The 19,298-nt window shown below is 52.1% G+C and carries 16 protein-coding genes; 7 read left to right on the top strand and 9 right to left on the bottom strand.

Going from position 1 to position 19,298, the window contains the following annotated elements:
• Positions 1 to 54 precede the first annotated feature (54 nt).
• Both LVJ85_RS06245 and pgeF read left to right on the top strand, forming a co-directional pair.
• Positions 55 to 708 (top strand): YecA family protein, encoded by a 654-nt coding sequence (locus LVJ85_RS06245; protein ID WP_244742628.1) that lies wholly within the window; start codon positions 55 to 57, stop codon positions 706 to 708.
• 30 nt (positions 709 to 738) lie between these two features.
• Positions 739 to 1,524, top strand: a complete 786-nt coding sequence (gene pgeF / locus LVJ85_RS06240; RefSeq protein ID WP_244742625.1) for a peptidoglycan editing factor PgeF — start codon at positions 739 to 741, stop codon at positions 1,522 to 1,524.
• A gap of 478 nt (positions 1,525 to 2,002) precedes the next feature.
• Here the strand turns inward: pgeF and LVJ85_RS06235 are convergent, their stop codons facing one another.
• Positions 2,003 to 4,282, bottom strand: coding sequence for an NADP-dependent malic enzyme (locus LVJ85_RS06235; protein ID WP_244742623.1), 2,280 nt, complete (start codon positions 4,280 to 4,282; stop codon positions 2,003 to 2,005).
• A gap of 255 nt (positions 4,283 to 4,537) precedes the next feature.
• Entirely contained in the window at positions 4,538 to 5,944 is a 1,407-nt protein-coding gene (locus LVJ85_RS06230; protein WP_370686938.1) for a DASS family sodium-coupled anion symporter, read from the bottom strand.
• Between the two features lie 481 nt (positions 5,945 to 6,425).
• Here LVJ85_RS06230 and LVJ85_RS06225 point away from each other — a divergent pair, with 481 nt between their 5' ends.
• Both LVJ85_RS06225 and rtcR read left to right on the top strand, forming a co-directional pair.
• Positions 6,426 to 7,655 carry an MFS transporter gene (locus tag LVJ85_RS06225; protein WP_244742617.1) on the top strand — a complete coding sequence of 410 codons (1,230 nt, stop codon included), beginning with the start codon at positions 6,426 to 6,428 and terminating at the stop codon, positions 7,653 to 7,655.
• A gap of 69 nt (positions 7,656 to 7,724) precedes the next feature.
• Positions 7,725 to 9,356: an RNA repair transcriptional activator RtcR gene (rtcR, locus tag LVJ85_RS06220; protein ID WP_244742614.1), complete on the top strand. Its 1,632-nt coding sequence runs from the start codon at positions 7,725 to 7,727 to the stop codon at positions 9,354 to 9,356.
• 122 nt (positions 9,357 to 9,478) lie between these two features.
• Here the strand turns inward: rtcR and LVJ85_RS06215 are convergent, their stop codons facing one another.
• Together LVJ85_RS06215 and LVJ85_RS06210 are read right to left on the bottom strand one after the other, a co-directional pair.
• Positions 9,479 to 10,282: an MOSC domain-containing protein gene (locus tag LVJ85_RS06215; protein ID WP_244742611.1), complete on the bottom strand. Its 804-nt coding sequence runs from the start codon at positions 10,280 to 10,282 to the stop codon at positions 9,479 to 9,481.
• A complete protein-coding gene (locus tag LVJ85_RS06210; protein WP_244742608.1) occupies positions 10,272 to 10,931 on the bottom strand; it encodes a cytochrome b/b6 domain-containing protein in 660 nt (219 codons plus the stop codon). The genes LVJ85_RS06215 and LVJ85_RS06210 overlap by 11 nt, the downstream gene beginning before the upstream one ends.
• A 96-nt stretch (positions 10,932 to 11,027) precedes the next feature.
• On the opposite strand from LVJ85_RS06210, the gene LVJ85_RS06205 reads away from it, so the two are divergent.
• The 3 genes from LVJ85_RS06205 (at position 11,028) to LVJ85_RS06195 (ending at position 13,864) form a co-directional block, all read left to right on the top strand.
• Positions 11,028 to 11,921 carry an NAD(P)H-hydrate dehydratase gene (locus LVJ85_RS06205; RefSeq protein WP_244743089.1) on the top strand — a complete coding sequence of 298 codons (894 nt, stop codon included), beginning with the start codon at positions 11,028 to 11,030 and terminating at the stop codon, positions 11,919 to 11,921.
• Positions 11,922 to 12,250: 329 nt separating this feature from the next.
• Positions 12,251 to 12,778 carry a lectin gene (locus LVJ85_RS06200; RefSeq protein ID WP_244742605.1) on the top strand — a complete coding sequence of 176 codons (528 nt, stop codon included), beginning with the start codon at positions 12,251 to 12,253 and terminating at the stop codon, positions 12,776 to 12,778.
• A gap of 207 nt (positions 12,779 to 12,985) precedes the next feature.
• A complete protein-coding gene (locus tag LVJ85_RS06195) occupies positions 12,986 to 13,864 on the top strand; it encodes a cupin-like domain-containing protein (RefSeq protein WP_244742602.1) in 879 nt (292 codons plus the stop codon).
• A 62-nt stretch (positions 13,865 to 13,926) separates the two neighbouring features.
• On the opposite strand, the gene LVJ85_RS06190 is transcribed toward LVJ85_RS06195, so the two are convergent.
• The 5 genes from LVJ85_RS06190 to LVJ85_RS06170 form a co-directional block, all read right to left on the bottom strand.
• A complete protein-coding gene (locus LVJ85_RS06190; protein WP_244742598.1) occupies positions 13,927 to 14,907 on the bottom strand; it encodes a calcium/sodium antiporter in 981 nt (326 codons plus the stop codon).
• A 151-nt stretch (positions 14,908 to 15,058) separates the two neighbouring features.
• On the bottom strand, positions 15,059 to 16,516 hold the full coding sequence (gene der, locus LVJ85_RS06185; RefSeq protein WP_244742596.1) for a ribosome biogenesis GTPase Der: 1,458 nt from the start codon (positions 16,514 to 16,516) through the stop codon (positions 15,059 to 15,061).
• Between the two features lie 324 nt (positions 16,517 to 16,840).
• Positions 16,841 to 17,470 carry a tetratricopeptide repeat protein gene (locus LVJ85_RS06180; RefSeq protein ID WP_244742593.1) on the bottom strand — a complete coding sequence of 210 codons (630 nt, stop codon included), beginning with the start codon at positions 17,468 to 17,470 and terminating at the stop codon, positions 16,841 to 16,843.
• A complete protein-coding gene (hisS, locus tag LVJ85_RS06175; protein WP_244742590.1) occupies positions 17,471 to 18,766 on the bottom strand; it encodes a histidine--tRNA ligase in 1,296 nt (431 codons plus the stop codon). It lies immediately after the preceding gene.
• Between the two features lie 99 nt (positions 18,767 to 18,865).
• Complete coding sequence (locus LVJ85_RS06170) at positions 18,866 to 19,264, bottom strand: hypothetical protein (protein WP_369695602.1); 399 nt, start codon at positions 19,262 to 19,264, stop codon at positions 18,866 to 18,868.
• Between the last annotated feature and the right edge of the window lie 34 nt (positions 19,265 to 19,298).

Raw genomic sequence — 19,298 nt, 5'->3', positions numbered from 1 at the left:
GCGCAACCACCCTATTTTTCAGACGGCCTCAAGCCGCACCCACAAGGAACCACCATGTTTGACGACTCTTCCCGACAAAGACTTTCCGAGCTTTTGGATACCAAAGCAGAAACCCACGCCACCATGCGTTGCGACGAAGTGCAGGCCTATATGATGGCGCTGCTCACCGGCCCGGACGCGCTCAACACGGGCGAATGGCTGCCGGAAGTGATGGGTGACGAAAACCTGTTCACGCCCAACGAACAAAAAGAAATCGAGTCGCTGGTTCTCGCTTTGGTGATGGACATGCACACCAAGCTGGAAGAAAAAATGCTGCCCGATTTGTGGCTGTATGACGACGAAGCCGAAAACCCCGACTTCCACACTTGGTGCAACGCCTATCTTTATGCCTTGGATGTGGTGCCTACCGATTGGTTTGAAGCCGTCAACAACGAAGAATTTGAAGACCTGTTCTACCCCATCATGGCTCTAGGCGGCATTTATGATGAAGACGACAACGGCGAAGTGCTGCTGCATCTGACCGATAAAGAATTAACCCAGCTCGAATCCGAGCTGCCGCATGTACTGCTCGATATCTATTACTACTGGCGCAGCCTCAAAAACAAACCCAAAACCGTACGCAATCCCGGTGCAAAAGTCGGCCGCAACGACCCCTGCCCCTGCGGCAGCGGCAAAAAATACAAAAACTGCTGCGGCAAAGAGCACTAAACCGCAGAGGCCGTCTGAAAGGTCAACACGATGAACAATCCCTTTGATTTAAACGCCGCCATCGGTTTGCATCCCGATCAAAACGCGCCTTTCTTCCATGCCGACTGGCCGGCTCCCGCCAATGTTAAAACGCTGATTACCACCCGCAACGGCGGCATCAGCGAAGGCGTTTACCGAAGCCTCAACCTCGGCAGTCATGTCGGCGACCGCTCCGAGCATGTGGAGCACAACCGGCAGACCGTTCAAGCGCACATCAGTGCACCCGTGGTGTATCTCAACCAGATTCACAGCACCACCGTTGTGCGGGCGGCGGAATATATCGGCCAATCTCCCGATGCCGATGCCGTCGTCGACAACACCGCCACCGCAGCCTGCGCCGCCATGACTGCCGACTGTCTGCCCGTGCTGTTCTGCGACAAAGCAGGCACCGTAGTTGCCGCCGCACACGCAGGCTGGCGCGGTTTGGCCGCAGGCATCCTGCAAAACACCATAGCCGCCATGAATGTGCCTCCGATTGAAATCATGGCCTATCTCGGCCCCGCTATCGGCCCCGATGCGTTTGAAGTAGGCCAAGACGTTTACGACGCGTTCTGCGCCCAATCCCATCAGGCCGAGCAGGCTTTCGAGCCGATAGGTTCAGGCAAATATCTGGCCGACATTTATGCACTTGCCCGATTAACCTTACAGCGGGAAGGCGTGAGCATGATTTACGGCGGCACCCACTGCACCGTGCTTGAGCGCGATACTTTTTTCTCGTACCGCCGCGAAAAGCAAACCGGCCGCATGGCGAGCATTATTTGGTTGGATAATCGGTAAAGATTCTAGATGTTACTGTTTTAATCAAACCGCAGCGGCGGATTGCCCACCCTCCGCTGCGGTTGACTGCATAGAAACCTTATTTCGTATCCATTGTTGATTAACATATAGCCGGAAAATCAAATTATTACTAAAAACGCCAACTGGCGGATATACAATCCGCCCCCACGAAAGTGGTTAGCAATTCAAAAAAGTGTGAGTAAAACCCGCTTTGGAAAAACTCGCGTTACTCGTTTTGACGAAGCCCGCGTAGCGGGTTTTCAGACGGCCTCAAGATTTTTTTAAGCTCCGTTTGGGCTTTTATCTGAATGGTACAAAGGTCTCAGGCTTCAGCATAAAAAATCCGGCATGGTATCAACCATGCCGGATTTTTTTACAACAGCTTCAGTATTTGCTCATCACGACTTTTACCGTTCGGCACACCTTTCAACATGGTGTGCCACAGCAAAAAAGTTACGCAAACACGGTAAACCCAACCTTATTGACGCTGCGCATCTACCGCCGTCAGCGCGATCATATTCACGATACGGCGCACGGTAGAAATCGGGGTAACGATGTGTACCGGTTTGTTCATGCCCATCAGAATCGGGCCGACGGTAATGCCGTTGGTCGCATTCACGCGCAACAGGTTGTAGCTGATGTTGGCGGCTTCCACGTTCGGCATCACCAGCAGGTTGGCCGAGCCGGTAAGCGTGGTTTCTGGAAAAATGCTCTTACGCATCTCTTCATCCATCGCCACATCGGCCTGCATTTCGCCGTCGATTTCCAAATCCGGGTCGATTTCACGGATCATCTCCAGCGCTTGTTGCATTTTGATGGCATCTTTATCGCTACGCGAACCGTAATTGGAGTTGGACACCAACGCCACTTTCGGTTTGATACCGAAGCGTTTCATTTCTTTGGCGCACATCAACGTACCTTTGGCCAATTGATCGGCATCCGGGTCTTCATTGATGTAGGTATCGGCGATGAAGAAGTTGCCTTTGTTGGAAATCAGCGCGTTCATGGCAAAAGCGTGGTTTTCCGGGTTGTTGTAGCCGATGACTTCTTCAAAGATGTTGAAGTGGTCGTAAAAACGGCCCATCGTGCCGCACAGCATACCGTCTGCATGGCCGAGACGTACCATCAAGGCGCCGATCAATGTGCTGTTGGCGCGCAGGCGGCGGCGTGCCATTTCTTCGGTTACGCCCTTGCGTTTGCGCAGTTGGTAATATTCTTTCCAGCTTTCTTCAAAATGCGGATTGCAGTTGATGTCGATCAGCTCGAAGTCTTTGCTGGGCTGAATGGTCAAACCTTGCGACTGCAAGCGTTCTTCGATGGTTTTTTTGTCGCCTACCAAAATCGGGAACGCCAGTTTTTGCGACACTACTTGCTGGGCGGCATGCAATACGCGCTCGTCTTCGCCTTCCGTCAACACAATGCGCTTGATTTGCTTACGTGCCTGATTAAATACAGGGCGCATAAACAAGCTGGTTTTGTACACAAACTGGTTCAGCTTTTCTACATAAACGTCCATATCGTGGATAGGACGGGTTGCCACGCCGGAATCCATTGCCGCTTGGGCAACGGCGGGCGCGATTTTGGCAATCAGCCGCGGGTCGAACGGCTTGGGAATCAGATATTCCGGGCCGAAGGTTAAATCGGCATCTTCATAGGCACCGGCCACCTCTGCACTGGATTCGGCCATCGCCAAATCGGCAATGGCGCGCACGCAGGCGAGTTTCATTTCTTCGTTGATGGTGGTTGCGCCTACGTCTAATGCGCCGCGGAAGATAAACGGGAAGCACAATACGTTGTTGACTTGGTTGGGGAAGTCCGAACGGCCCGTGCCGATAATCACGTCGGGGCGCGCTTCTTTGGCTTCAGGCGGCCAAATTTCGGGCGTAGGGTTGGCCAGTGCAAACACGATGGGGCTGGCGTTCATGGTTTTGAGCATATCCGTGCTCAACACATTGGGGCCGGACAAGCCCAAGAAAATATCTTTGCCGTTTACCGTGTCGGCCAATACGCGCTGGCCGTTGTCTTGAACGGCGTAGCGCACTTTGCTCTCGTCCATGCGTTCGCGGTCTTCGCGGGTGGTGTAAATCACGCCTTTGGAATCGCATACGGTGATGTTTTCGCGCTTCATGCCCAAGGCTACCAGCAAATCCAAGCAGGCAATGGCGGCCGCGCCCGCACCGGAACACACCAGCGATACGTTTTCAATCGCTTTGCCGGTAACGCGCAAGGCATTCAAAACGGCAGCGGCGGTAATAATAGCCGTGCCGTGTTGGTCGTCGTGGAATACGGGAATATTGCAACGCTCGCGCAGTTTTTGCTCGATATAGAAGCACTCGGGCGCTTTGATGTCTTCAAGATTGATACCGCCGAACGTCGGCTCTAAAGAGGCGATGATTTCAACCAGTTTGTCGGGGTCGGTTTCGTTGACTTCGATGTCGAATACGTCGATACCGGCGAATTTTTTAAACAGAACGCCCTTACCTTCCATCACGGGTTTGCCGGCCAAAGCGCCGATGTTACCCAAGCCCAATACGGCGGTACCGTTAGAAATCACGGCAACCAGATTGCCGCGGGCGGTATATTTGTAAGAAGCCAGCGGATCGTTATAAATCTCCATACACGGAGCGGCCACCCCCGGCGAATAAGCCAGCGAAAGGTCGTATTGCGTCGCCAAAGGCTTGGTGGGGGCTACTTGGATTTTGCCCGGATTGGGATATTCGTGAAAATGGAGGGCGGCTTCTTTGATTAATTCATCCATAAATGTATCCTGACTTATCGGCTTGAGGCCGTCTGAAAAAACCTATTCATGCTTTTCAGACGGCATGTGTGTAGAAAGCGTAATGTTATCATGTGTGATAAACGGCGCATACCGTTATGTGCTGCATCTTTAAGAGAAGTAACGCACTATCTGTTAAAACTTGGCCGTATATACCAAAGGCCGTCTGAAAACATTTTCGCGAAACCCGCAAAGTTTGTTTTCAGACGGCCTTTATTCATATCGGCTGATACTCAATCAAGCGTAAAACGCATACGCCCATGCGGCCACCAATACGATACACAGAATATTCAGCAGCACACCCGTGCGCATCATTTCCTTCTGCCTGATCAGCCCCGTGCCGAACACGATGGCATTGGGCGGCGTTGCCACCGGCAGCATAAACGCACACGAAGCGCCGATACCGATCACAAACACCAGCACTTCTTTAGGCAGCCCCATCTGCGTGGCAATAGTGGCGAAAATCGGCACGAGCAAAGCGGCGGAAGCGGTATTGCTGGTAAATTCGGTGAGGAAAATAATGAATGCGGCCACGGCAAAAATCACCACCAAAGGATGCGCCACCACAAACGCCGTCGCCAGCTGTTGGCCGAGCGCGAGAGACGCGCCGGAAACTTTCAGCAGATTGCTCAATGCAATACCGCCGCCAAACAGCATCAACACGCCCCAGTCGGTATTGCGTGCAACTTCTTTCCAACGCGCCACGCCAAACACCACCACGGCCACGGCGGCGGTCAGAGCGATAACGGTATCGGGATTGGCAATGCCGAACGATGCTTTAAGTTTGGAGCTGAACACCCAAGCCATGGCGGCGGCGATGAAAATCAACATCGCAATCACGCGGTGCAGCGTCCACGGAATATGCTCGGCTTTCACTTCCACGCGCTCGCTCAAGTTCGGACGCAGGATAATATACAGCGCAAACAGCATCAGCGGCAGAATCAGCAACATGACAGGCAAGCCCATTTTCATCCAGCCGGCAAAATCCAAATCTAACGCTTTTGCGGCAATCGCATTCGGAGGAGAGCCCACTATCGTACCCAAACCGCCTACGCTCGCACAGTAGGCAATGCCCAGCAATACAAACACGTAGGTATTACGCTCTTTTTCTTTATCCAAATGATCCATCATACCCATAGCCAGAGGCAACATCATGGCGGCGGTTGCAGTATTGCTGATCCACATAGACAAAAATGCGGTTACTGCAAACAGCATCAGCACTGCGGCTTTCATGTTCCCGCCGGACAAAGACAGCAGCCACACGGCAATCTTACGGTCGAGACGCTGCATGTGAAGCGCCGCAGCCAGCGCAAAGCCGCCGAAGAAAATATAAATAATCGGGTCGGCAAAGCTGCTCATGGCTTTTTTGATGTCCATTTCGGGGAAACCGAGTACCACGGCCAGTATCGGCACCATTAATGCGGTTACGGTAATGTGCACGGCTTCGGTAAACCATAAAATAGCCACAAACAGCAATACGGCAATGCCTTTATTGGCGGTGGCTTCATAAGGCAGAATATGATAAATACCGAAACAGATTACCGCAGCAATGATGGTCGTAATCAGGCCGCGGAAATCGGTAATCGGCGCTTGCGCGCTGAGCAGCTCGATATTTTCCGGGCGCTGTTGTTTGTCGGGAGCCATATTTTTATCCTGTGAAACGTTGTCAAAAATCATTCTACACAAGCAATCCGCGCCTCTTTCAAGACGCATAACTGCCAATCCAGTATAAGTGTAATTCCGTGTAGTTGTAAAGAATGTGTAAACGAGCGGTTAAGCAGCGGATTAAAAGAATTCATGCTAAAAAACTAAATTCATTTAAAACAATATGCTGCACATCAAAACATTCACTTCACAATTCTGCCATAACATTTAAGCGGATAACTCCGGGCGTTTCCCTGCTTACTATGCCCAACATCAATCCCGGCAAACCGGTTTCGTTGGATTACACCGTCTGTTTATGCCGCAAAGCATCTGCGCGCCACCCATCACTTCCCGCTTATCCGCTTGTTTTTTCAGACGGCCTGCTATATAAATGCCTACGGTTTGCAGACTATATTTCATTCAAACAAACCGCTGCTATCGTTAAAAAACACAGAAAACCATTAGAAGAAAAATTCAAGTGATGCACCATCGTTCCGACAATCTGCGGATGGCGTGGCTGGTTATCTTATGCGCGGCATCCGTATTAATGATTACTTCCGGCATCAGGATGTCGCTGGGGCTGTTTGTTCAGCCTATGGTCAAAGATACCGCACTCAGTATTGCCGACATCAGCTTTGCCCTCGCCGTTACCCAACTGATGTGGGGCGTTTCCCAACCGCTTACCGGCGCATTGGCCGACCGCTTCGGTGCGTGGCCGGTGCTGTGGTGGGGAACTTTACTGCTTGTGGCGGGCTGTATCATGGTTCCTTGGTTGAGCGGGGCTTGGGGATTGGCATTCACGATGGGCGTGATGATTGCCTTCGGTTCGGGCGCAGGCGGGTTTTCGATTTTGATGAGCCAAGTTGCCAACAAAGTACCTGCACGAATGCGCGGCACGGCTTCCGGCATCGTGAATGCGGGCGGATCGTTCGGGCAGTTTTTATTTGCACCGCTGATTCAAGGGCTGATTTTTCTGCCCGCCGCAGGTTGGCGCGGCACCATGTATGTATTGGCAGCCATCAGCGTGATCATCATCCCCCTCTCCCGCCTGCTTACCCGCGGCGACAACACACCCAAACCGCAACAAGCCGCAAGCCCAGACAGCGGCAGCCAAACACTCAAGCAGGCTTTGGCTCAAGCCTTTAAAGACCGCAGCTATATCCTGCTGCACTTGGGCTTTTTTACCTGCGGTTTCCACATTGCTTTTTTAGTGACCCATCTGCCCACCGAAGTAGCCTTGTGCGGATTGCCGCCCGCTGTGGCTTCGTGGTCGTTGGCAATTATCGGCTTATCCAACGTCGTAGGCAGCCTTGCGGCGGGCTGGGCGGTCGGCCGTTTCCGCAGCAAATACATTTTATTTTGGATGTACGGCTCGCGCGCCGCTTTGATTGCCGTTTACTTAATGCTGCCGCGCACCGATACCGTGTTTTACCTTTTTGCCGCCGGGCTGGGGCTGACTTGGCTGGCTACCGTGCCGCCCACCGCCGCAATTGTCGGCAAACGTTTCGGCGTACGCTATCTCGCCACGCTGTTCGGCTTAACCTTGCTGTCGCACCAAATCGGCGCGTTTTTCGGTGCTTATCTCGGCGGCAAAGCCATCACGGCTTTCGGCGATTACGGCTGGATGTGGTATGCCGACATGGTGCTTGCCGCCGCCGCAGCCCTGCTTAACCTGCCGATTAAAGAAGATAAAATCGGCCGTGATGCTTAATCTTTCATCAAATAAGGCCGTCTGAAATTTTCAGACGGCCTCAAGCCAACCTACAACCTGTTGACACATATGAACAAGAAAAACATCGTTATCAGCTTTCTCGGCACCCAACTCGACAGCGGGCTGGGGCAAGGACGCTGGTCGAAATGGCGCCCCAATGTCGCCATCAGCCAGCAAAAAGACCTGCACGTCGACCGCATAGAGCTTTTCTACGCCGAACACTACCGCGAGTTGGCCGACACCGTAAAAGCCGACATCGAAAGCAGCGCACCGCACACCAGCGTGCGCCTCGTACCGATGGAATTAAGCAACCCGTGGGATTTCAGCGAAGTCTATACCAAGCTGCACGATTGGGCCGAGCACTATCCGTTTGATACCGAAGCAGAAAACTACCTCACCCACATCACCACCGGCACACACGTCGCCCAAATCTGCCTGTTTTTGCTGGTTGAAAGCCGACGCATCCCCAGCGTGCTGCTGCAAACTTCGCCGCCCAAGAAGCAAAGGCGCAACATGCCTATCGGGGAAGTCGGCAGCTACGAACTGATTGATTTGGATTTGGCGCGCTACGATGTTTTGGCCGAACGCCTCGCCGCCGTGCGCCACGATGCCGTGCGCTACCTCAAAAGCGGCATTGCCACCCGCAACCCCGCGTTCAACCGCATGATTGCCGAAATCGAGCAAGTCGCCCTCCATTCCCCCTCGCCTATCCTGCTCAGCGGCCCCACCGGTGCGGGCAAATCCATGCTGGCGCGGCGTATTTACGAGCTGAAAAAAGCACGGCACCTCATTTCCGGCAAGTTTGTCGATGTAAACTGCGCCACCCTCCGGGGTGACGGCGCCGCCTCCGCCCTGTTCGGCCATAAAAAAGGCGCGTTTACCGGCGCCGCCGACAAACGCGAAGGCTATTTGAAAACCGCCGACAAAGGCGTGCTGTTTCTCGACGAAATCGGCGAATTGGGGCTGGACGAACAAGCCATGCTGCTCAAAGCCATTGAAGAAAAACACTTTTATCCCATCGGCAGCGACAGCGAAGTGCACAGCGATTTCCAACTCATCGCCGGCACCAACCGCGATTTACGCCGCGAAGTGCGCTTGGGGCGTTTCCGAGAAGACCTGTTCGCCCGCATCAACATCTGGCAATACACCCTGCCCGCGCTGGCCGAGCGGCGCGAAGACATCGAACCCAACATCGAACACCAGCTTGCCGTCGTTTCCCAAGAATTGGGGCGCACCACCCGCTTCAACAAAGAAGCCCATGCCGCCTACCTTAATTTCGCCCTGTCGCCGCAAGCCTTGTGGCGCGGCAACTTCCGCGACCTCGCCGCCAGCATCATGCGCTTGGCCACGCTCGCACCACAGGGAAGGATTCAGACCGAAGCGGTGGAAGCCGAAACAGGCCGTCTGAAATGGCTGTGGGCAGACGATGCCGATACCGCCCTCCACAGGCCGTCTGAAAACGATTGGCGCCTGATTCTGAAAGCCAAAGGTATCGACGCCGACAGCTTGGATTTGTTTGACCAAATGCAGCTCGAAAACGTGATTACCGAATGCCGCCACCACAAAAACATGGCCGAAGCCGGCCGGGCGCTGTTTCATGTTTCGCGCGCTCAAAAAGCCAACCCCAACGACAGCGACCGTTTGCGCAAATATTTGGCAAGATTCGGGCTGACTTGGGCCGATATTTCGTCAACAGACTAAACCCGTAGCAAGCCGCTCAATATTGCACAGCTCATTTTCAGACGGCCCGAAACCTTTACACAGATTTCGGGCCGTCTGAAAAACCACATGTGAAACCGGCAAGCAGTCTCAACATTGAAGCATTATTTATACGACAACACTTCCACTTCGTCCCCCGCTTTAACCACGCCTTGATTCAACGCCACCAAATGCACACCGAAGATGGCTTTGCGCGCAATCGCCAAAGTGCTGAGCGGTTCTTGAAACGGGTCTTTTTTGGCGGTTTTCAAATCCACCGTTGTCATCACGCAGCGGGTGCAGGGTTTGAAATGCTCGAACTCCACTTCGCCTATGCGGATGCGGTGCCACGTTTCTTCTTCATATGCTTCTTTGCCGGACACAACGAAATTGGCACGGAAACGCTCCATTTCCACGGGCGTATCGAGCATCGCGTTCAAATCGTCCAAAGAAGCCGTGTTCGTGAGCAAAAACGGTGCGCTGTCTGCAAAAGAAAGCGGCGTTTGCGAATAAGCCAATACGCGCTTGCTGTGTCCGCCGAGCCAATACAGGCGTGCATCGGTGCCGAGCCGCTCCGAAAGCCACGCATCCGTTTCAGCACTGCCGTGATAAGCCGGAAAACAGTCTTTCCACACCGTAACATCGGCGGTATGAACCATCTCGTTGGTGTAAACGGCGCGGCTGCTGCCGTCGGGCGCGGTCAGCGTGAGGCGGTCGGGCGCGGCATCGGTTTGCCACAACAGCATCTGCGGAAACTTCCGCGCCGTGATAAAACCGCCCTGCGGCGTCGCCACCAGCCATTCGCGGTCGTGCGGCAAGCCGACGGGCGTTACCGCGCTTTCCGCCAATACATTTCCGCCCATTGATTTCACAGGATAGCGGGCAATCGAAGTCAGCTTCATTTTCAGACGGCCTCTCTTACCCGGCAAACCATACGGCGCACACCACGCCCGCTGCTACCGCCAACGCCGCCAATACTTTGCCCGTTCCGGCAAATTTCAGCACGGGCAGTTTGCCTTCCAGATATTTGTAGCCGGTAATCATCGGCGTAATCAGGTTGTGCTTTTTCACAAACTTATAAACTAGAATGGTCAGCACATGCACGCCGATCAAAACCAACAGCAAATTGAAGAAGCTCACATGAATCTTGTGAATCAGATTGCCCGTATCTTCACTCACCCAGCCGTTTAAAAAGCCGTTGTTAACAAAGGCATTGTTATCAGGCGTAAACAAACCCGTGGTCACTTGAAACGCCACCGCGCCCAATAGAGCCAGCACCATCAGCGCACCGAGCGGATTATGGCCGGGCTGCTCGTTTTCAGTAATTTCGCCTTTGATATAGCGTTTAATCTGCGCTGGGCCGCGCACAAAGCTGCTGAAACGGGCGGTATCGCTGCCCCACAAGCCCCAGCAAAGGCGGAACACAATCAGCCCCAAGATCAGCAGCCCCACCCGCAAATGCCATACCATCAGGTTGCCGCCGGTTTCGGCGCTGTACCACATAAAGGCAATCGCGATGACCAAAGTCCAATGGAAAAGCCGTGTGGAAAGATCCCAAACTTTCAATTTCTGCTTCATAAAATGCTTTCATTCTTATATGATGGTTTGTGCCGTTTCAGACGGCCTCGATGCCGTCTGAACAACATTGTAATGGATTTACACACGGGTATCATCATGTTTTCAAGCCACTACACCAGCCACCGTCTCGACACGCAGATTCAGGCCGCCGCGCAGTTCGGGCAAGTTTTCGCACCGCGCGACCCGCAAAGCCACAAAGGCACACACGGCACGCTGGCCGTTATCGGCGGTGCGGCAGGCATGAGCGGCGCCGTTATTCTGGCCGCCACCGCCGCCATTTACAACGGCTGCGGCAAGGTGTGGGCAGGCTTCAACCAGCCCGCCCTGCCGCTGCCCGTGATTCCCGAACGCCCCGAAATCATGCTTTCCACCGCCGCCGCCTTGCAACTGCGCAACGACATTACCGCTTGGGCAATCGGTTGCGGCATGGGGCTGTGTCATGAAGCACTTGCCTTACTCTACACGCAGCTGACCTCGGCAAACCGCGAAAGCCCCGTGCTGCTCGACGCCGACGCCGTTACCCTGCTTTCCCGCCACGCCGATTTGGCAGCATCGGCACGCGATTACCCGACATTGGTGCTTACCCCCCACCCCGCCGAAGCCGCCCGCCTGCTCGGCGTTTCCACCGCAGAAGTGCAGGCCGACCGCGCAGCCGCGGTAACACAAATCAGCAGCATGTTTCATGCTTACACCGTCCTCAAAGGCCACCATACATTAGTGTGCAGCCCCGACGGCAGCCTCTACACCAACTTAAGCGGCAATGCAGGCTTGGCAACGGCGGGCAGCGGCGATGTGTTGAGCGGCATCATCGGCAGCCTGCTGGCACAAGGCATCGATACCGAACAAGCCGTGCACGGCGGCGTGTGGCTGCACGGAGCCGCGGCCGATGTGCTGAAAGATTCGGCCATCGGCGAAATCGGTATGCTGTCGGGAGAAATCGCCCCGGCCGCCCGCTGGCTGCGCAACCGCATTATTGAGGCGCAACGCTAAACATCATACATTCCATTTTCAGACGGCCTCATCGAGCAAAAACCATCTCTTCTTTTATCCGACTCATAGCAGGCCGTCTGAAAAATATTCCCTACACCAACCGTTCACATCTTTACATTCCGGCCGCATCTGCAACAAAACATTCAAAAGCCAATCCTTGCGCTGACCGTTTTTAACTCAAAGCATAAAATTTCATACGGTTTGGAAGAGTAATATGCGCATCGAACGGTTTGGCCTGTGCACGGCTTACCCAAGCCCGCTCTCTATCCAAACCGATCATACTCAACATACTAAAATGAACTTTCCAACCTGAAAAAAGGATTGATAACATGAAAACGAAAGCCGCTTTACTCCTTCTTCCCCTGTTAGCCAGCGGTTGTATCTATATAGAACCGCCCACCAATTTCCCCGAATTTCCCGATGTGAGCGACGACGGCCGCATCAAAACGCCGCGACACGACCGCGAATCTCACCACCGTTTCCCGTCTGGCGATTCACACGCCCGCCTGATCCGCAGTTCAGACGGCCAATGCTTAGACCATAGCCGCTCCGGCTACAAAGGCATGATCACTTATTCCTGCCACGGCGAGCGCAACCAGCAGTTTACGTTCTCCCGCAACAGAATCATGGTGGACGGCCTCTGCCTTGACGTAGCAGGCGCTAAAACGGAAGACGGCGCCCCGGTTATCGCCTACGCCTGCCACGGCGACAAAAACCAACAATGGTATCGCGACGGCCGCACCATCCGCAGCGCGCTCAACAACAAATGCTTGGATGTGGGCAAACACGGCAACCAAGCCCGTATGTACCGTTGCGACGGCAGCAGCGGCCAACGCTTCGATATTTCCCGTTACTAAACATCAGCGTTTCTGCTGACGCCACAACCTAAAACACGCCGGCCTGATACACATTTCAGGCCGGCGTGTTTCTTAATAATCAGAAGAAAAACCCACTTATCTGCATCAATAGCCCGCATTGGATTTTTTTGCTGCAAAACAGTTTTCCCGCCGCAAAAATTTAATTAAAATCCATGTTTTATATCCAATCAACGAAAAATAACCGATATGGGTTTCAAACTAACACCGATTGATGTAGTAGAAGACATCAGCCGCGAAGATTTTCGCCAACATTACCTCAAACCGCGCCGCCCCGTAGTCATCAAAAACATGAGCAAAAAATGGCCGGCGTATGAAAAATGGTCGTTGGATTACATGAAAGAAGCCATCGGCGACATCACCGTACCGCTTTACGACAGTAGCAAAGCCGACCCCGCCGCGCCGATTAATGCCGCCAGCACCGAAATGAAATTCGGCGACTACATCGATTTAATCAAACGAGAGCCGACCGACTTGCGCATTTTCCTGTTCGACCCCATCAAGCACGCCCCTTCGCTGTTGCAAGATTATGTGTTCCCCAAAGATTTGATGGGCGGCTTTTTAGACAAATACCCCACCATGTTTTTCGGCGGCATCGGCTCCGAGACCTTCCTGCATTACGATATAGACATGGCGCACATCTTCCACACCCATTTCGGGCGCAAACACATTATTTTGTTTGACTACAAATGGAAAGAGCGCCTCTACCGCATTCCCTATGCCACTTATGCACTGGAAGATTACAGCGTCGAACACCCCGATACCGAGCGTTTCCCCGCCCTCGAAGGCGTGGAAGGCGTCGAATGCTATTTGGAACACGGCGACACTCTGTTCATGCCGACCGGCTGGTGGCATTGGATGAAATACCTCGACGGTTCGTTTTCCTTATCCCTGCGCGCATGGGACGAAAGCTTGGCCGTTAAAGCACACAGCTTGTGGAATCTGACCGTACAACGCAAATTCGACAATATGATGAAAGCACGTTACCGCCAACGCTACATGAGCTGGAAAGAAGAACTGGCAGTCAAAAGAGCCAATAAAGCTCTGGCAAAAGGCTTGCCGCACTAATCTCCAAAATAAAACAAGGCGGGTAATAACATACCCGCCTTGTTTTTATGTAGTTTTCCGATTTATGCGCCGGCAGATGAGCCAAACGAACCCATTACCAAATAAACCGTGTAAGCAATGTAAACCAACAACAGACCCAATCCGACCACACGATTCAGACGGCCTTTCAACAGCCAGCACAATCCAAACACAACCACCGTCAACGCAGACATAATGGCCACGTCACGGTTCAACACTTCAGCACCCGGCTGCATCGGCGACACCAAAGCCGCCAAGCCGACTACCGCAAGCGTATTAAACAGGTTCGAGCCGATCACGTTACCCATTGCAATATCGTGCTGGCCTTTGCGTGCGGCAATTACCGATGAAGCCAACTCGGGCAACGAAGTGCCTACCGCCACCACGGTTAAGCCGATAACCAAATCCGACACGCCGAAACCTTGCGCAATCGTTACCGCACCCCACACCAACAGACGCGAACTGAGCACCAGCACGATCAAGCCCAACACCAACACCACCAAAGCGCGACGAAGCGACATGCGGCTTTCTTCACTTTCAAACTCGGTAGCAATATCTTCCACTATATTGTCGCCGCCTCTCAAAGCCTTAAATACAGTCGGTAAAAATACCGCCGCCAACGCTGCCATCAAAACCACACCGTCAAACCGCGATAATTCGCCATCCAGCAGCAAAACCACTGTCAGTGCAGTTACCGCCAACAATACCGGAAACTCACGCACAATGATGCGGCGTTGCACAAAAATCGGGGCAATCAGCGCCGTAATACCGAGAATCAAAGCCATATTGGTAATGTTGGAACCATAAGCATTACCCAAAGCAATACCGGGGTTTCCCTGCATCGCCGACAATAAAGACACCACCATTTCCGGCGCCGACGTGCCGAAACCCACAATCACCATGCCGATAAACAACGGTGACATGCCGAAATGGCGGGCGGTTTCTGCCGCACCTTCAATAAAGCGGTCGGCACTGAGCGTCAATAACACTAAACCGAAAATCAAACCCAAACAGGCCAATAACATTATTTTTCCTAAACATTCAAAAGCGCGTATTTTACTCGAAGTGATGTTTGCGGTTTACGAAAATTCAATATCCAAACCTTACAGGCCGGTTGATTTTTCAGGTAAATCTTCAACCGCATACCCGCATTCAAGATCAATTACATTAATCGGATTATTTATTGTGCAGCTTCTTCACGCTCACTTTGTTTTTCTTTTTGATGCGGCTTTTCTCTTCTTTACGCCCTTCCCGTTTTTCAATCCTGTTACTCAACGCCACCCTGCGCAACGGCTTCTTCTTCGGTTTGTCTTCGGCTTCTTCGTAAGGATTTTCGGAAACGTTATATTGGATGCGCAGCGGAGTACCTTGCAGATTGAATGCCTTACGGAAAGTTTGCGTGAGGTAACGGGTATAACTGTCTGAAATCGCATGTAAAGAGTTGCCGTGAATCACAATCACGGGAGGATTCATGCCGCCCTGATGGGCATAACGCATTTTCGGGCGCACCAAACCTGCACGCGGCGGAGCCTGGCGCTCAATAGCGGATTGAAGCACGCGGGTGATTTTCGGCGTCGGCATTTTAATCATAGCCGCATCATAGGCCGTCTGAATACTGTCAAACAAACCGTCTATACCGCGCTCTTTCAATGCGGAAATATAGTGGAATTTGGCAAAATCCAAAAAATACAGCTTGCGGGCAATATCGCGTTTTACCTGCTCGCGGCGTTCTTCGCTGATACCGTCCCATTTGTTCACGGCTACAACCAAAGCTCTGCCCGCTTCTAAGGCAAATCCGGCGATGGTGGCATCTTGGTCGGCGATATCCTGCTGTGCGTCGAGCACCAATACCGCTACATTCGCAGCCTCAATCGCCTGCATGGCTTTAATCACCGAGAATTTTTCAACGGCCTCTTCCACTTTACCGCGACGGCGCACGCCCGCCGTGTCGATAATCGTAAATGGCTTGCCTTCGCGCTCAAAATCGATGTGGATGCTGTCGCGGGTTGTACCTGCCATATCAAATGCAATCACCCGCTCTTCACCCAAAATGGCATTCACTAAAGTGGACTTACCCACATTGGGGCGGCCAATCACGGCAAACACGGGATGCTTGGGCTCCTCCACCTCTTCTTCGGCATCGGGGAAATGCTCGAGAATTTCTTCCATCAGGTAATACACGCCGTCACCGTGCGCACCGGAAATCACGTGCGGTTCGCCTAAGGCCAGCTCGTAAAACTCCGCCGCCAATACGGCTCGGTTGCCACCCTCGCCTTTATTCACTGCCAAATAAACAGGGCGCGGGCTTTGGCGCAAACGGTCGGCGATAATCTTATCCTGCGGAGTCAAACCGGTACGGCCGTCCACCAAAAATACCACCGCATCCGCTTCATCAATCGCCTGCAAAGTATGTTTGGCCATTTCGTGCAAAATACCGCTGTCTACCACCGGTTCAAAACCACCGGTATCAACCACTAAATAAGGCTTGCTGCCGATTTTGCCGTGGCCGTAATGGCGGTCGCGGGTAAGCCCCGGCATGTCTGCCACCAGCGCGTCTTTGGTGCGGGTAAGGCGGTTGAATAAAGTAGATTTGCCTACATTCGGGCGGCCGACAAGGGCAATTGTGGGTTTCATAATTATGCTTTCTTGGCCGTTATTTCAGACGGCCTTAAATATCGTCATTCGTATTGTATCAACAGCGATTGCCGTCTCGGCTTTACCGGCTTCTGTGCCGATATATCAAGATATTGGGAAATGCTGTAAGTCGCTGCCGGCTATAGTGCCGGAAGCCATTTTTACCGGTCGAAATCCAACCGGTGCTCAATAAAATATCTAAAACTGCCGTTTTGCTATCATACGCAGCAAAATATTCAAAAATATGGAAATCTCTACCGGCTCTGAAACAGACAAGGGCTTGCCAAGCACAAAACTTGGCAAGCCTCGCTGTTTCAGACGGCCTTAACGCAACTGATCTGCTTTAAATTGCACGGCGTCCCGGTTGGGCGAATCTTTGGCGAGTTTCAACAAAGTTTGTTCGTACATTTGCAACGCTTCTTTGTTTTTTCCTTGTGCTGCATATACGTCGCCTTTGGTTTCCGTCATCAGCGGCTCGAATGCTCCGTCAACAGTTGTATTCAGTGTCGCCAAAGCTTCGTCATATTTACCCTGCTGCAACTGCACCACGGCCAAACGCTGTGCTGCCAATGCTTGAACGGGTGCAGATTTTTGGTGTTTCAAAACCCAATTCAGATGGCCTGTAGCCACATCGTAATTGCCTTTTTCAAATGCCGATGCTGCCGCCATCAAGGTAGCTTGGGCTGCGGCAAGGCTGTCTGAATAATTTTGCTGTAAATTTTGCAAATCGGCTTGAGCTTCTTTACTGTCCGCGCCGGATTGTTCTTTTTCGGCTATCTTGATCAGAATGCCGGCTGCTTCCTGACGTTTATCCAGCTGATGCCCCTGATACAGGATATAGGCAAGATAAGCCAACGCCGCAAGCACTAAAGCGCCAAACAGCCAACGCCCCCAGCTTTTCCAAAAATATTTGAAATTCTCGAGTTCTTCTTGATCTTGAATATGTCCGGCCATTTAAGCATTCTTCCATTGTTGTAAAGTAGTGGTCAGCAAAGCGGCATCAACCGTGGTCTGTTCATGCTTGCCCTGCATATCTTTAAGGGTTACCGTGCCGTCTGAAAGCTCGTTTTGCGCCACGATCAAAGCAAAACGCGCTCCGCTGCCATCCGCTTTTTTCATCTGCGCTTTCAAACTTTGGCTGCCTGAATGCTGAAGCACATCGAAACCGGCAGCACGTAGTTGCTGTGCATATTTCATCACCTGCAAATCGGCACCTTCGCCTTGATGCACGGCATAAACATCGGCCGCAGTGCGATAAGTAAGCGAACCGTATTCATGTACCAACAGCAGCAGCCGTTCAATACCCATGCCAAAGCCGATAGAAGGCGCAGGTTTACCACCCAATTCTTCGATAAGCCCGTCGTAACGTCCGCCGCCGCACACGGTTGCCTGTGCACCGAGTTTGTCGGTTGTCCACTCGAACACCGTTTGATTGTAGTAATCCAAACCACGAACCAAACGCGGGTTTTCGACATAAGCAATGTTCAAACCATCCAACATAGTTTTCAAGCGTTCATAGTGTACGAGAGATTCCTCGCCTAAATATTCGGTCAAGCGCGGAGCTGCATTGCAGATTTCCTGCAAATCAGGATTCTTGGTGTCGAGCACGCGCAAAGGATTGGTATGTAAGCGACGCTTGCTGTCCTCATCGAGCTTGGCCTCATGGCTGCTCAAATAAGCTACCAAGGCCTCACGATGCGCGGCGCGTTCCTCACGATTACCTAAACAGTTTATTTCCAAAGTAACGTAATCGCTAATGCCTAATTCCTTCCACAAATCGGCCGACATAGCGATGATTTCCGCATCCACATCCGGGCCTGCAAATCCCAATGCTTCGATGCCTACTTGATGGAATTGGCGGTAGCGCCCTTTTTGAGGACGCTCACGGCGGAACATCGGCCCCATGTACCATAATTTTTGCGGGCCGTTATAAAGTAAATTGTGTTCGACAACGGCACGCAAGCAAGAAGCCGTACCTTCTGGGCGCAAGCTCAGGCTCAATTTATCGTTGGAATCAGAGAAGGTGTACATTTCCTTGCCGACTACATCGGTTTCTTCTCCGATAGAACGGACAAACAAACCTGTTTGCTCAACAATCGGTGTGCGGATTTGCTGATAACCAAAACGTCTTGCCCAACGTGCCACGGTTTCTTCAAAAGCCTGCCATAACGGAGCAGTCAATTGGAAATCTTTCTGCTCTACCGGCAGTAAATCATTCATGCCTTTAACGGCTTGGATTTTTTGTCCCATATTTATAATCTGTTGTTTTTATCTGTATTGTTTTTTCAGACGGCATCAAGTATTCAGAAAACACCATTCGGCCATCTATTAAACTAAGCTGATGTGATTTTATATGATTCCGCTGTCGGTAAACTGGCGCAGCATGCTCTTGGTTAAACCGACAAACTGCTTATATTTATCCGATTCGGCAATACTTTCTTTATCCAAATCAATCGATACCAACACACCATTTTTATTGCCGTACAACATGATATTTTCGACTTCCCACTGCGGCTGGTTTCGCGGCGAATCGGTCGGCACGATAAAAGCCTGAATCATCTCGCCCGAAGGAAGATTTTGTAAAATAACGCTCTTCTTAACATTCTCAAGTAATTCGGCACTTACAAACTGAAACGGATTAACCGCCATATCGCTCACACCTTGGTAAGTGTAAATAAACACCTGATGCTCAACTTGCGGATTGTTAATCAGATACAGTCTTAATAGTAACTCTCGTAAGTCTGCCATGATGATTTGCCTTAACTAATAAAGTTTGAGTTGG

The organism is Neisseria sp. Dent CA1/247 (genome assembly GCF_022870825.1).
Classification (GTDB): Bacteria; Pseudomonadota; Gammaproteobacteria; order Burkholderiales; family Neisseriaceae; genus Neisseria; species Neisseria zoodegmatis.
Note: the sequence above shows the minus strand (reverse complement) of the source record. Positions and strands in the feature narration are given on the sequence as shown.